This is a genomic window from Oribacterium sp. HCP28S3_H8 (genome assembly GCF_052064775.1).
Taxonomy (GTDB): domain Bacteria; phylum Bacillota; class Clostridia; order Lachnospirales; family Lachnospiraceae; genus Oribacterium.
Genome location: NZ_JBQHUZ010000002.1, coordinates 43,515 through 56,848 on the forward strand (window position 1 = coordinate 43,515; position 13,334 = coordinate 56,848).

Sequence of the window (13,334 nt, forward strand, 5' to 3'; positions counted from 1 at the left end):
CCCTCATATATAAATATATTTTAGGGGTGTTAACAGAATGGCGGATGTTTTATCGCAAAGTCAGATTGATGAACTGCTTAAGTCCATGGCTGACGGCAACAGTGGTTTGCCGGAAGGTACAGATGTACCGAAACAGGAAATCACAGAAAAGCCAGAGGACGGATTCAGTAAGTATGATTTTTACAGTCCAAGGAAATTTACAAAGGAAAAGCTAAAGCTTCTTAGAAGCATATTTGAAAATTATGCCAGGATCCTGACTTCTCAGGTAAATGGTGTATTCCGGGCCATGACCGATATTACTGTGATTGAGCTGAGAGAGACCAGATACTATGAATATGTTAATTCCTTTCATGAAAATGACTGCATGACAGTAGTAGATATGTATCTGCAGGATAAGGGAAAAAGTAATGTTTCGCTTATGACATATGTTTCTCCCGGGCTTATTATAACGCTCATTAATCACATGCTGGGTGGTGGCGATACTGTGATCAAGGTGGCAGAGGATTACCGATATACCGATGTGGAGATGGCACTTTATAAAAGAGTGCTCAGTTACATTATAAGGGCGATGAATGATGGTTTTGCCAATTATATTAATGTAGATTTCCGGATTCAGCGTGTCGAGGAAAATCCGCAGATGTCACAGGACGTAGGACTCGATGAAACAGTTATCATGATTGTTTTGAATGTTGATGTTTCCGGTATTTCCGCAGAAAAAATAAGGATTTGTATTCCGGGAACTCTGCTAGAGCATGTATTTAAGACTATAGACAATCGTAAACACCTGGCAAGAGGGTTCTCCTATGAAAATAATTCGGACATTATTATGGAGCACATCCGGGATTCTTTGTTTCCGGTTACTGCTGAGCTCGGGAGGATTCGCCTCAGCATGGATGAACTATACAGCATTGAGCCGGGGGATGTGATTGATATGAACAAGTCAAAAAACACACCGATTACGCTTTATGTTGGACGGCAGCCCTGGTTCACCGGCACGATGGGGGTTCATCATAAAAATATTTCCGTAGAGATCACAGACTTGATCAAACCTGATGACAGCAAGAATTCAGATACATCAGATACAGGCAGCAGGGAACCGTAATATACGGCACCGGCTTGATCAATATAAATCAAGATACTCATTTAAAGCTTAAAGGAGAAAGAAATGGCAAAGATTTTACTGGTTGATGATGCAGCATTTATGCGTATGATGATTAAAAACTCGCTTACAAAGGGAGGATTTGCGGATTATGAATATGTGGAAGCACAGGATGGTGCTGAGGCAGTCAAGAAGTATGAGGAAGAAAATCCGGATCTTGTGATCATGGATATTACAATGCCAAATATGGATGGTTTGCAGGCGCTAAAAAAGATCCGCGGAGCACATGCGGATGCCAAGGTTGTTATGTGTACGGCGATGGGGCAGGAATCCATGGTTGTGGATGCCATCAAATCCGGTGCTAAAGATTTCATTGTAAAGCCGTTTAATGCGGAGAGGATAACCTCTACTGTAAAAACGATTTTAGGTGCTTGATAAAAGGGGGCTGGGGATGTCTTTTTTAGGATCATTTGATATCAGTGCATCAGGGATGAGCGCACAGAGAATCAGGATGGATGTGGCTGCGGAAAATATTGCCAATGTGGATACCACTCGTACAGAAAACGGCAAGGCTTATCACAGAAAGGATGTCGTATTTGAGAGTTACGGAGCGGGATCTTTTAAAGAGGCTCTGATTAACGCGGAGCGGGGCAGAGGCTTTCATGCCAGCAAAACGGCTGGTGTGAGAGTATCCCGGATCATTACGGATGATCGGGATATGAAGAGAGTTTATAACCCGACGCATCCGGATGCAGATCAGGACGGATATGTGGAAATGCCTAATGTGGATGTTTTAAAGGAAACAGTGGACAGCATGTCCGCGACGAGATCCTATGAGGCCAATGTGACTGCTCTCAATGCCATGAAGGCCATGGCACAGAAGGCACTTGAGATTGGAAAATAACGGAAGGGAGGAGAGCAGCAAAACATGGGACAGACAAGGTTCAGCAGCATGGAAATTGATGCGATCGGCGAAATCATGAATATCAGTCTGGGCGCATCTGCGACCACATTGTCTACATTGCTTGGCACCAAGGTGAATATCACGACGCCGAAGGTGAAGATACAGAACAGGGATGAATTTGAATTCCGTGATTTAGAGCCGGCAGTAGGTGTGGAAATTTCTTATGTAAAAGGGCTCGATGGACGGAACATCATGATGTTTTCCCGAAATGATGTAAGAATCATTGTCGGCATGATGATGGGGATGGAAATACCGGAAGAAGATTTTGTCATGGACGAGATGAATGAAAGTGCTATCCGTGAAGTCATGAATCAGATGATGGGTTCCTCCGCCACAGCACTCTCCGAGTTTCTTTCTATACCAGTTGATATTTCCACGCCGGTTACGTTTGAAATTACCAATGAAAAGGAATTTAGGAACACATATTTTCCAGAGGATACAGACCAGGTTGTTGTAAGATTCCTGTTGGAAATTGAGGGAAAGCTTCAAAGCGAATTCATGAATATCATGAATGTCGGGCTTGTAAAGAAACTCCTGAAACCTTTTGTGCAACAGTTTGGGATGGAAATTGAGAGCGAGGGTGAGGAAAAGAAAGCGGATGAAACATCTCCCGAGCCCGTGCTTCCACCGGTAGAGACAGTAATGGATTCAACTCCGGTAAAGATGGTACAGACATCCGCCAATGCGGATGTAGAAAAGCCTGCCGCAGAGAGCACATTCGATGCTTCTATAGCAGTACCGGGCATGGAAACGCAAACGGCAGCTGCAACTCCCGTGAATACACCGGTTTCCACTAATACTGCTGCATCGACACCGACAGCGGCATATACCGCTCCAGCACCTTCAGCGCCGGGAAACATGGATCCGACAATCTTTAACATCGTGAATCAAATGCAGCAATCACAGCTTGAGATGATGAAGATGATTCAGGAAATGAAAGCATCCGGAAATGCTTCAAAACCGAATTCTGGTGAAGTACCGGAGAAATCTCGTAAGAGCAATCTTCTGCATTCTATGAACTCGCAGCAGTTTGATGACATCCCAAATGGCGAAGGCGAGGAAATTGAAGCGAATAAAGAAATGCTTATGAAAGTGCCTTTGGAGATATCTGTAGAAATCGGAAGAACCCGGAAGCCGGTAAAGGATATCCTGGAATACACACAGGGATCGCTTGTAGTTCTAGATAAGATGGCAGGAGAGCAGGCAGACTTATATGTAAATGGGGAATGCATCGCGCATGGGGATATCGTCGTGGTAGAGGATAATTTCGGTATACGTATTACGGAAATCCTGCGTAAGGCAACTAATCCGGAGATACTGGGATGAACAGTTTGATCTCTTTGGTATCTGTAGTTCTTGTTTTTGGTCTGATCCTTGTGCTCGCTTATCTTGTAAGTAGGGCACTTGGAAAAACATGGCATCTTGGTCACAATAGCAAATATATGAAAATTATAGATCAGATGGTGGTTGGTCAGGATCGGCAGATTCTTATTGTCAGAATTAAGGACCGGCATTATCTGATCGGATCCAGTTCTAAAGGAGTAGAACTTCTGAAGGAGCTGGAAGGAGACTTCCCGGATACCGACGGAGTGGGGACCGGCGGAGAAAATACCGGAAGTTTCCTGCAGTATTATCATTTATATCAGGAAAAATATAAAGAGCTGTTAGGAAAACATAAATTCGGAAAAAAATAATATCAAATCATGCTTCTTTAGCAGCTCATCATTTCTTATGGAGAGGATAACAGTAAATAATGGGGAATTTACTGACAGGATTAAACGGCGGTAATACGCCGACATTGGATCTCATCCTTACGATCACTCTTGTGGCGCTTCTGCCCTCGATCGTTATCATGATGACATCCTTCACAAGAATTATCATCATACTGTCTTTTACAAGAACTGCAATGGGTGTACAGCAGACTCCGCCAAATACGGTACTCGTCGGAATCGCGCTTTTTCTCACCCTTTTTATTATGTCACCGACGATATCGGAAATTAATGAAACCGCATATCAACCTTATAAGCAGGGAGTGATTACACAGGATGAAGCGGTTCAAAAGGCAGTCATTCCAATGAAACAATTCATGCTTCGGAATACTGAAAAGAAAACGCTCGATCACTTTGTGGATATGTCTAAAACAGAGATGAAGGAGGATGTCGTGGAGTATCCTCTGACTGTAGTAACTCCTGCATTTATGACATCGGAATTGAAGCGTGGATTTATGGCAGGATTTCTGCTTTATCTTCCATTTCTTCTGATTGACATTGTCGTTTCTACCACACTTATGGCAATGGGTATGGTTATGCTCCCGCCAACGATGGTTTCCATGCCATTTAAATTATTGCTGTTTATCACTGTAAATGGCTGGGAATTATTGTTTGGCAATATTGTACAGAGTTTTCGGTAAGGAGGAGAAATGGATACAACCGAAGCGTTGGATGTGATGTATCAGACCTTTCGGCTTGCAATGGAGATTGCATTGCCACTGCTCCTTGCGAGTATGGTTATAGGTATCCTGGTTGCGGTTTTTTCTGCTGCAACGCAGATCAATGAACAAACACTTACCTTTGTACCAAAGTTGATTGTCATTGTCATCATGCTGGCAGTTCTGGGAGGAACAATCTTGACCAAAATGCAGGACTTTACCATCATGATCTTTAATTTTATTGTAACGGGGTAGCTATGATTCTGCTTTTCAGCTTGATTGTGATGAGGATGACAGGTGCAGTTGCATTTAATAGTATCTGGTCCAGAAACGGATTTCCTCCAGTAGTACGAGGAATGTTTATCTTTATGCTGAGCGCCATGCTTTATGTATGGACAGGCGGAACCATGGTGCAGGAACCGGAAAACAGGATCGAATACGCGGTTATGCTCCTTAAGGAGCTGGCTTTGGGGGCTTCTCTCGGCTTTGGGATGGAGCTTACCTTTTTTATATTTCGTTCTGCGACATCTATCATGGATTTTTCTATGGGACTTAATATGGCGCAGATTTATGATCCGGACATGGGATCCCAATCATCTATTACATCGGCATTATATCTTGATTTCATAATGCTTATTTTTTTTACATCAGACGCGCATCTTACTTTTTTCCGTATTTTGTTTGGCACGGCAGAGCATATTCCGTTCGGAAGTGTCCAGATTACCAGAGAACTTGCATCCTTTATGCTTAAGACATTCTGCAGGTCAGCGGTTCTTGGTCTGCAACTTGCATTTCCAGTGATGGGCATTGAACTTTTGACAGAAATCGCGCTCGGAATACTGATGAGAGTTATTCCGCAGATCAATATGTTCAGCATTAATTTCCAGGCAAAAATTATTATCGGGATGCTGATGCTCCTGTTTCTCTTTCATCCGATGATGGATGTTGCAGAAACAATTTTTAATGAGATGCCGGAAATAATGGAAAATATTATTATGCTGATGGGTCCGGGATAGGAAAGGGATGATACATGGGTGATAAAGACGATAAAACCGAGCTCCCCACGGAAAGAAAGAAAGAAGATGCAAGGAAGGATGGAAATGTTTTTCAAAGCAAAGATGTAGCAACGGTAGTCGTACTGCTCGGAGCATTTTTTATATTGAAAATGATGCTACCGTTTATTTATCGCTGTACGAGTGGATATCTGCGTTGGATCTTGAATGCATTAGGTAATGAAACACTTTCCATGGACAGGTCGCTTGCATTCCGCTTTCTTACGATGGCTGTCGAGTGCTGCGCGCCGATTCTTGTAACAGCTCTGTTTGTTGGGATTCTGTCTCATGGAATCCAGACGAGATTTAATGTTTCTTTCAAATCACTGAAGCCAAAGCTTGGGAGAATGAATCCGCTTGCCGGTATAAGCAGGATGTTTAGTCTCAGAAATTTCATGGAGTTTTTAAAAAGCCTTATGAAGGTTATCCTGCTTGGTATATTTCTTTATTCTATGATAAAAAAGGATATTTACCCGATCGCCAGGATGATCAACATGACTCCGGAAAAAAGTGTAGTAAACCTCCTTCATCTAATATGGGACCTTTTATTACGAGTCATCCTTGCTTTTGCTGTGATCGGCGCTTTTGATTTCATGTTCCAGAAAAGGCAGTACACCAAGGACCTCATGATGACAAAGCAGGAAGTGAAAGAAGAATATAAAATGACAGAGGGAAACCCGGAGGTAAAAAACCGGATGAAGCAGAAGCATCGGGAAATGTCAAATCAGCGAATGATGCAGGAGGTTCCCAAAGCAGATGTAATTGTCCGGAACCCTACGCATGTCGCGGTTGCAATCCGATATGATCCTGAGAAACATGGTGCACCATATATTGTTGCCAAGGGATTGGATCACATGGCTTTGCGAATCGTGGAGGTTGGAGAAAAGGCAGGTATTCCCTGGGTGGAAAACAAGCCGCTCGCAAGAGCTATATATGCTGCATGTGAGATCGGGCAGGAAATTCCATCCGAATATTATGGCGCGGTTGCAGAACTGCTTGTCTATATTTACCGGCAGGATCATCGGGAAGATAAGCTGCGATGATGAGGCTTTCTGCCGGGATTAAACATTTGTTAAAGAGAACCTGTCAGAACTAAGTCTGAGGAACTGATCAAGAATATGAAAAATATTACAAAAATCATTTCTGAAAATTCCATAGTGGTGATGGCACTTGTGATTATCCTGCTTGTGATTATTCCACTGCCACCGGCACTAGCGGATGCAGCCATCATACTGAATATGGCGATTTCCATGATGATCCTGGTGATCACGATGACGATCCATAGCCCGCTGGAATTTTCAATTTATCCATCTTTATTACTTCTTACGACACTGTTTCGCTTGGGAATCAATGTTTCTACCACAAGAAACATCCTTTCCAATGGCGGTAATTCTGGACAGGTCATTGCGGCTTTTGGCGATTTTGTACTAAATGGAAATGTAGTGGTCGGTCTCATCATATATCTCGTGATTGTGCTTATGAATTTCACGGTCATCACAAAGGGTGCAGAGCGTGTCGCAGAGGTTTCCGCGAGATTTAGTCTGGACGCGATGCCTGGAAAACAGATGGCAATTGATTCGGATTTGAACGCGGGTCTGATTGACGAAAAAGAGGCAGCCTGCAGGCGTCGGGATGTGCAGAGAGAGTCCGATTTTTATGGATCTATGGACGGCGCGACAAAGATCGTAAAAGGCGATGGAGTTATGTCTCTCATCACCACGGCAATCAATCTTGTGGGTGGAAGTATCATAGGCATTGTACAGTCCGGACAGGATATAGGCACAGTTTTAAATACCTATACGATTGCGACAGTAGGAGATGGTCTTGTCGGACAGATTCCATCGCTTCTTATTTCTACCGCGACGGGCATGATTGTGACAAGAGCAGTCGCAAAGGGCTCTCTGAATGAAGACATTTCCACGGAGTTCCTCACACAGCCTAAAGCGTTTGTTATCGCCGGAGGCATTATCGCCTGTCTGGTGATTGTTCCGGGTATGCCGGTCATACAGATTTTGATTGTTGCTATGGCATTTATTGTGGGTGGACGTTATCTTGAAAAGCAGATCAGAATGGCTCCGGAGGAAGTGCGCACAGAGGCTTACGCAGCAGCAACCCAAGGTGCAGTGCAGACAGTAGGCAGTGGTGAGACAGCTAAGGCACATACTTCTGATGTAACGGAGGAAAAGAAAGAAGATGCCGGGAAGCCTGTTTCGGAGTCGGATTATTTCCGTAATATCAATAATGTCTATGGACTATTACAAGTCGATCCGATTGAAATGGATTTCGGCTATAGCCTGATTCCGCTTGCAGACGAATCTTCTGGTGGCAGGCTTACCAGCCGGATCATCATTTTTAGGAGACAGTATGCGCAGGATATGGGCATGGTTATCCCATCAGTAAGAATTCGGGATAATGCACGACTTGGTACAAACGGATATGTGATTAAAATTAAAGGAGAGGAAGTTGCGAGAGGAGAAATCCTGGTGGATTATTTTCTGGCGCTCCAGCCGGATCATCCGGAAAGAGAGATAGAAGGCATCGATACCATAGAGCCGGCCTATGGGATTCCGGGAAAGTGGATCCGACCGGATCAAAGAGAACGTGCGGAGTTATATGGCTATACTGTCATAGATCCATTGTCAGTTATGGTGAACCATCTGTCGGAAGTGCTGAAAAAGCATTCGTATGAGCTTCTGACCAGACAGGAGGTTTTCCGGCTCGTGGAAAATCTCAAGAAGACAGAAGAGGAACTGGTGACAGAAGCCTTTCCAAATCTTATTTCTTATAACCTGCTTCAAAAGGTACTTACGATGCTTTTAAAAGAAGGAATATCCATCAAGGATCTCGGAACGATTGTGGAAACCATGGTGGATTATATTACCGATACTGGCCTTCCGATCAGAAATACAGATCAGATGCTGGAGAAGGTCCGCATTGCTCTGAAGCGCACCATTACAAGAATGTATTGCGAAGACGGAAACATGCAGGTTGTGACGCTGGATGCGGAACTTGAAAAGAACATGGTGAATTCGCTTTCAAAAGGTGAAAATGGCTATTATCTTGCACTGCAGCCGGATGTGCTTCAGAGTCTTGTCCGGCAGGTTTCGGAAGAGGTAAGAAAGTTTAAGGAGCTTTCAGAGACACCGATTATTCTGACATCAGAAGTTATGCGACCGCATTTCTATCATCTGATTGAGCAGTTTTATCCGGACGTCCGAGTTTTAAGTTTTAATGAAATTGCAAGCAGCGTACAGCTTCAGGCAATAGGGAGCCTGAAACTGGAAAATAAATGATTCATGGTATGGAGTAAATTATGGGGATTAATGAGTATCAGGAAAAAACAAACGAGGAATTGTTTCTGCTTTATTGTGAGACGCATGATGGCATGATCCGACAGGCTCTCACCCTTCGGTTTGTATATATTGTAAAAGCTGTGGCATTTCAGATGAGAGATCTGTATTCCGATTTTATGCAGATGGAAGACATCGTTAATGAAGGTGTCATTGAAGTTATGAAGGCAATAGACCGCTACGATCCGACGCGTGATAACAAGTTTGAGTCCTATGTGTCCCGGAGAGTACGTGGCATGGTCATTGACATTATGAGGAAAAATGACTGGATGCCACGCTCATTTCATAAATCCAGAAAATCAATTGATGATGCCAATGACTTCCTTACAAAGGAACTCGGACATACTCCATCCGAGGCAGAATTATCGGATTATCTGCATATGGATGTGAAACAGCTCCGTAAGGTACAGCGGTTGAGAACTATGACCAATGTTTTAAGTCTGGATATGTCTTATCCAGAGAGTAATGAAAAACAACTTCAAGTGATAAGTGAGGATATCGAGGGGCAACCGGAGGAAAAGCTGCTTAAAGGAGAAACGGTGAAAATGCTGACAGAAGCGATTGAACAGCTGGGAAAAAATGAAAAAACTGTCATTTCTCTTTATTATGTAGAGGAGCTTAGTATGAATCAGATTGCGGAGGTTATGGGGATCAGCCAGCCTCGTGTTTCCCAGCTCCACCGGAGTGCTATTCTCAGGCTCAAAAAATATATGGAAAAATATAACTGATAGCTTATACAAATAAGTAAAAATGTCGATGGAAAAGTAGTTGGACATAATAACCTGTGCGGGAGGAATACATGTATCAGGGATTTTACAATCTGACATCCGGGATGCTGACAGAGAGGCGACGCCTGGCTACGGTAAGCAGCAATATGGCTAATACGGAAACTGCCGGCTATAAAAAAGGCACAATGGTGCAGAGTACATTTCAGGATGAGATGCTGCTGCGTACAGGCCGTACAGCAAAAAAGGATCCGAAACCACTTGGCGTTACAGTTTCCAAAATTGTAACAGCAAAAGAAAATGTAACGGATTACAGTCAGGGATCCTTTGACGAAACCGGAAATATCTTTGATTTTGCTATAAATGGAGATGGATTTTTTAATATCGAGACGCCAGGAGGCGTGCAGTATACAAGAAATGGGAGTTTTTCCGTAGACCAGGATGGATATCTGGAGCTGACCGGGATCGGAAGAGTGCTCGGGACAAATGGGCAGCCCATTCAGATTCCAAATGAGGATTTCACAGTGGATGGTAATGGAAACATCACAACCATGAGTGACGGTAAAGAGATAAACTGTGGGACCATCCGGCTTACAGCATTTCAGAATACCGCAGACCTGCATCATGAGGATAATGGAATGTACTCGGCAAAGTCGGATGGAACTACGGTAAATGGACAGCAGGGAAGTGAATTGAAATGGCAGATGCTGGAAAATTCCAATGTTGACATGACAGAGGAGATGACAACGATGATGGCATCCCAAAGGGCATTTCAGAGTGCTGCACAGCTGCTTAAAATGTATGACCAGGTAATGAGTAAATCGAGTACGGATGTAGGAAGATTGTAAAGGAGGCGAGCGATGGATATGTCGTTTTGGGCCGGTGCGGCCGGTGCCAGTGCTTCACAGAGAAGACTGGATGTTACATCCAACAATCTTGCCAATATCAATAATTACGGCTTTAAACCCAAGGATACCCGATTCCGGGAACTTGTGAATTATAAGCTTAATGATAAGAAAGAGACAGTGACAAATCTGATGTCAGATGCTGGAGCAAGGGTAGTGCAGACATCGACAAATTTCAGAACATCAGGTATTACAACAACAGATCAGCCTTTTGATTATGCAATTCAAGATAATAATGCATTTTTTATGCTGAAAGATCCGGAGACCGGGGAGATCAGCTATACAAGAGATGGCCATTTTCATCTCGGAGAGGCAGAGGATGGCAGCTCTTATCTCGCGACTGCGTCGGGGAAATACGTGCTGGATTCTACACAGCAGCCGATTCGGTCAGAATTAAAAGATGAGCATGATAAGAACTTTACTCCGGCGGCTTTTACACTGCCTCATCCCAGCAGACTGTTGAGTCAGGGAGATAATGAGTATTATGTGGAATCAGGAGATACTAAAAATGTTCCGGTTCTGAAAAAAGACGCCCGAATTTCCGCCGGTGTATTGGAAACCTCCGGTACAGATATGGCGCGGGAGATGACAAAAATTATCGAGAGTCAGAGGGCCTTCAGCTACGCACTCCGTATGGTACAGACGTCGGACGAGATGGAAGGTACGGTCAACAGCTTGAGATCCTGAAGGAACAGTTAAGGAGCTTACATGAGGATCAGAAATTATGGAGATATGAATTTACAGGAGCTGGATGCGATGCGGGAAATCGGAAGTATTGGTACCAGCCATGCGGCAACTTCTTTAAGCAAGCTGCTGGGGAGAGAGGTCCGTATCGCGATTCCGGAGATTAAGGTCCTCGATTATAATGATGCCATAAAAAAAATCGGAGATGCAGAGCAGATTGTCGGTGCAACACTGGTAGAAATGAGTGGAGATATCAACGGTCTTATGCTGTTTCTGTTTCATCTTGATTTTGCCAATACTATTTTACAGACATTTTTTGGAAAAACCATTCAGAGTTTTTCTGAAATGGACGATATGACTTTTTCTGCGCTAGAGGAAATCGGCAATATCATTATTTGCTCCTACGTCAATGCTTTTTCCAGTTTTGCGGATATGGATATCGGGATGTCTGTTCCAAGTGCTGCAGTTAATATGCTGGGAGCAATCCTGACAGTGCCAATTGCGGCATATGGTTATGAAACCGATAAATTGATGTATTTTAATGCGGATTTTGTGCTGGGGGAACATAAATTTACCGACTGGCTCCTGATGCTTCCGGATATTACGTCATTGAACCGGATTCTTGATAAGCTGGGAGTTTAGATACGATGGAAAAAGAATTAAGAGTCGGGATAGGCGATATGAAATTTACACGGGGAGAGGGTCTGATTATTACCTATGCGCTCGGATCCTGTATCGGAATCACTTTTTATGATCCCGTTATCCGGCTCGGAGCGCTTCTGCATATTCTTCTTCCAGTGAGACAAAACAGCCTGGATTCGAATGTTTATAAGTATGCGGATACAGGGATCCAGGAAACTGTTCGGAAACTAACAGCATTTGGCATGCTTCCGAGACGGACGGTGGTAAAGATCGCCGGAGGTGCCTGTATGTTTGAAATTAAAGGAAAAAGCAGTTTTGGCAATATCGGTCAGCGAAATGCAGATACTGTCAGGAAGATTCTCGCAGATAAGGGGTTTCGGATAAGCGGGGATGACACAGGTTCTAATTACGCAAGAACCATGATGCTGGACGTTACTACAGGGGATGTCAGAGTGAGATCATTTGGACATGCTGAAAAAAAACTGTAACGCAATTTGGAGATTATATTTTAAGGAGGTTTCAAATTGAAGGACGAAAAGAAAGAGGGCATCCTGCTGGAGTCGGGAACCAATGAAATAGAAATTATGAAGTTTCGTGTCAATGGGGAGTATTACGGTATCAATGTTGCAAAAGTCAAAGAAATAATGATGGCGCAGCATGTAAAGCCAATGCCACACAGTAATCCTGCGGTAGAAGGATTTTTTAAACCTCGAGGACAGTTGATTACCGTCATCAATCTTTCTCAATATCTGTTTGGGAGCAGGGAGCCGTTTGGAGAAAGAGATCTTTTTATTGTAACTGGATTTAATAAAATGTGTGTCGCTTTCAGGGTGGATACGATAGAAGGGATAAGTCGTATTTCGTGGAATGCAATTCAGAAGCCGGATCGGACACTTGGTTCAGGAGATACTTCGGTTGCGACAGGCATTGCACAATGCGATGAGGAGTTGGTTACAATACTGGATTTTGAAAAGATTGTAGCGGAAATTGCGCCTGAGACCAGCATTCAGGTATCAGAGGTAGAGGAAATGGGAGATCGGCCCATCTGTAATGCGCCAGTTGTCATTGCAGAGGATTCTGTACTTTTGCAGAAGATGCTGCAGGATGCGCTGGAACGAGCTGGCTTCATGGATCTCAAAATCTTTAACAATGGTCAGGAATGCTGGGAGTATCTGTCTGAAATTAAGGATGCACCGGATGTCTATGACAAAGTCAGGATTTTGATTACGGATTTGGAAATGCCGTTAATGGATGGACATCACCTGACAAAACTGGTAAAAAGCGATGAACATCTCAAGCGGATACCGGTTGTGATTTTCTCTTCGCTTATAGATGAGCAAATGAGAGAAAAAGGCAAAGAGGTCGGTGCCGATGAGCAGCTTAGTAAACCTGAGATTCGTCATCTTGTAAATGTTATGGATACTTTAATCAAACGCTTTGATAAGGAAAGAGTTAATCAGTAAGGACAGATATGAGCGTTAATGA

General features: G+C 43.5%; 16 protein-coding genes. All 16 read left to right on the top strand.

Annotated elements, in window-relative coordinates; all coding sequences use genetic code 11:
* Positions 1-37 precede the first annotated feature (37 nt).
* The 16 genes from ACTNEN_RS02295 to ACTNEN_RS02370 all read left to right on the top strand — a co-directional run bounded on the left by ACTNEN_RS02295 (position 38) and on the right by ACTNEN_RS02370 (position 13,312).
* Positions 38-1,102: a flagellar motor switch protein FliM gene (locus ACTNEN_RS02295; protein ID WP_441204449.1), complete on the top strand. Its 1,065-nt coding sequence runs from the start codon at positions 38-40 to the stop codon at positions 1,100-1,102.
* 63 nt (positions 1,103-1,165) lie between these two features.
* Positions 1,166-1,534, top strand: coding sequence for a response regulator (locus tag ACTNEN_RS02300; RefSeq protein ID WP_441204450.1), 369 nt, complete (start codon positions 1,166-1,168; stop codon positions 1,532-1,534).
* A gap of 16 nt (positions 1,535-1,550) precedes the next feature.
* The gene (gene flgC / locus ACTNEN_RS02305) at positions 1,551-2,003 is read left to right on the top strand and encodes a flagellar basal body rod protein FlgC (RefSeq protein ID WP_441204451.1); all 453 of its coding nucleotides are present in this window, start codon (positions 1,551-1,553) and stop codon (positions 2,001-2,003) included.
* Positions 2,004-2,027: 24 nt separating this feature from the next.
* Positions 2,028-3,389 (top strand): flagellar motor switch protein FliN, encoded by a 1,362-nt coding sequence (gene fliN, locus ACTNEN_RS02310; RefSeq protein WP_441204452.1) that lies wholly within the window; start codon positions 2,028-2,030, stop codon positions 3,387-3,389.
* Positions 3,386-3,757 carry a flagellar biosynthetic protein FliO gene (gene fliO, locus ACTNEN_RS02315; protein ID WP_441204453.1) on the top strand — a complete coding sequence of 124 codons (372 nt, stop codon included), beginning with the start codon at positions 3,386-3,388 and terminating at the stop codon, positions 3,755-3,757. Before fliN ends, fliO begins: the two co-directional genes overlap by 4 nt.
* Positions 3,758-3,816: 59 nt before the next feature.
* Entirely contained in the window at positions 3,817-4,473 is a 657-nt protein-coding gene (fliP, locus tag ACTNEN_RS02320) for a flagellar type III secretion system pore protein FliP (protein ID WP_441204454.1), read from the top strand.
* 9 nt (positions 4,474-4,482) lie between these two features.
* Positions 4,483-4,746, top strand: coding sequence for a flagellar biosynthetic protein FliQ (locus ACTNEN_RS02325; RefSeq protein ID WP_441204455.1), 264 nt, complete (start codon positions 4,483-4,485; stop codon positions 4,744-4,746).
* 2 nt (positions 4,747-4,748) lie between these two features.
* A complete protein-coding gene (locus ACTNEN_RS02330) occupies positions 4,749-5,507 on the top strand; it encodes a flagellar biosynthetic protein FliR (protein WP_441204456.1) in 759 nt (252 codons plus the stop codon).
* A 14-nt stretch (positions 5,508-5,521) separates the two neighbouring features.
* The gene (gene flhB, locus ACTNEN_RS02335) at positions 5,522-6,586 is read left to right on the top strand and encodes a flagellar biosynthesis protein FlhB (RefSeq protein ID WP_441204457.1); all 1,065 of its coding nucleotides are present in this window, start codon (positions 5,522-5,524) and stop codon (positions 6,584-6,586) included.
* Positions 6,587-6,661: 75 nt separating this feature from the next.
* Positions 6,662-8,836, top strand: coding sequence for a flagellar biosynthesis protein FlhA (gene flhA / locus ACTNEN_RS02340; protein WP_441204458.1), 2,175 nt, complete (start codon positions 6,662-6,664; stop codon positions 8,834-8,836).
* Between the two features lie 20 nt (positions 8,837-8,856).
* Positions 8,857-9,621, top strand: a complete 765-nt coding sequence (locus tag ACTNEN_RS02345) for a sigma-70 family RNA polymerase sigma factor (protein WP_441204459.1) — start codon at positions 8,857-8,859, stop codon at positions 9,619-9,621.
* 71 nt (positions 9,622-9,692) lie between these two features.
* Entirely contained in the window at positions 9,693-10,466 is a 774-nt protein-coding gene (locus ACTNEN_RS02350; RefSeq protein WP_441204460.1) for a flagellar hook-basal body protein, read from the top strand.
* Positions 10,467-10,478: 12 nt separating this feature from the next.
* Positions 10,479-11,210 (top strand): flagellar hook-basal body protein, encoded by a 732-nt coding sequence (locus ACTNEN_RS02355; protein ID WP_441204461.1) that lies wholly within the window; start codon positions 10,479-10,481, stop codon positions 11,208-11,210.
* 21 nt (positions 11,211-11,231) lie between these two features.
* On the top strand, positions 11,232-11,849 hold the full coding sequence (locus ACTNEN_RS02360; RefSeq protein WP_441204462.1) for a chemotaxis protein CheC: 618 nt from the start codon (positions 11,232-11,234) through the stop codon (positions 11,847-11,849).
* 5 nt (positions 11,850-11,854) lie between these two features.
* Positions 11,855-12,337, top strand: a complete 483-nt coding sequence (locus tag ACTNEN_RS02365; protein ID WP_441204463.1) for a chemotaxis protein CheD — start codon at positions 11,855-11,857, stop codon at positions 12,335-12,337.
* A gap of 96 nt (positions 12,338-12,433) precedes the next feature.
* On the top strand, positions 12,434-13,312 hold the full coding sequence (locus ACTNEN_RS02370; protein WP_441204826.1) for a chemotaxis protein: 879 nt from the start codon (positions 12,434-12,436) through the stop codon (positions 13,310-13,312).
* The last annotated feature ends 22 nt before the right edge of the window (positions 13,313-13,334 follow it).

Bases quoted from the DNA above. Each gene is read 5' to 3' on its own strand.
- ACTNEN_RS02295 (WP_441204449.1), top strand. From the start codon at position 38: ATGGCGGATGTTTTATCGCAAAGTCAGATTGATGAACTGCTTAAGTCC.
- ACTNEN_RS02300 (WP_441204450.1), top strand. From the start codon at position 1,166: ATGGCAAAGATTTTACTGGTTGATGATGCAGCATTTATGCGTATGATG.
- flgC (WP_441204451.1), top strand. From the start codon at position 1,551: ATGTCTTTTTTAGGATCATTTGATATCAGTGCATCAGGGATGAGCGCA.
- fliN (WP_441204452.1), top strand. From the start codon at position 2,028: ATGGGACAGACAAGGTTCAGCAGCATGGAAATTGATGCGATCGGCGAA.
- fliO (WP_441204453.1), top strand. From the start codon at position 3,386: ATGAACAGTTTGATCTCTTTGGTATCTGTAGTTCTTGTTTTTGGTCTG.
- fliP (WP_441204454.1), top strand. From the start codon at position 3,817: ATGGGGAATTTACTGACAGGATTAAACGGCGGTAATACGCCGACATTG.
- ACTNEN_RS02325 (WP_441204455.1), top strand. From the start codon at position 4,483: ATGGATACAACCGAAGCGTTGGATGTGATGTATCAGACCTTTCGGCTT.
- ACTNEN_RS02330 (WP_441204456.1), top strand. From the start codon at position 4,749: ATGATTCTGCTTTTCAGCTTGATTGTGATGAGGATGACAGGTGCAGTT.
- flhB (WP_441204457.1), top strand. From the start codon at position 5,522: ATGGGTGATAAAGACGATAAAACCGAGCTCCCCACGGAAAGAAAGAAA.
- flhA (WP_441204458.1), top strand. From the start codon at position 6,662: ATGAAAAATATTACAAAAATCATTTCTGAAAATTCCATAGTGGTGATG.
- ACTNEN_RS02345 (WP_441204459.1), top strand. From the start codon at position 8,857: ATGGGGATTAATGAGTATCAGGAAAAAACAAACGAGGAATTGTTTCTG.
- ACTNEN_RS02350 (WP_441204460.1), top strand. From the start codon at position 9,693: ATGTATCAGGGATTTTACAATCTGACATCCGGGATGCTGACAGAGAGG.
- ACTNEN_RS02355 (WP_441204461.1), top strand. From the start codon at position 10,479: ATGGATATGTCGTTTTGGGCCGGTGCGGCCGGTGCCAGTGCTTCACAG.
- ACTNEN_RS02360 (WP_441204462.1), top strand. From the start codon at position 11,232: ATGAGGATCAGAAATTATGGAGATATGAATTTACAGGAGCTGGATGCG.
- ACTNEN_RS02365 (WP_441204463.1), top strand. From the start codon at position 11,855: ATGGAAAAAGAATTAAGAGTCGGGATAGGCGATATGAAATTTACACGG.
- ACTNEN_RS02370 (WP_441204826.1), top strand. From the start codon at position 12,434: ATGAAGTTTCGTGTCAATGGGGAGTATTACGGTATCAATGTTGCAAAA.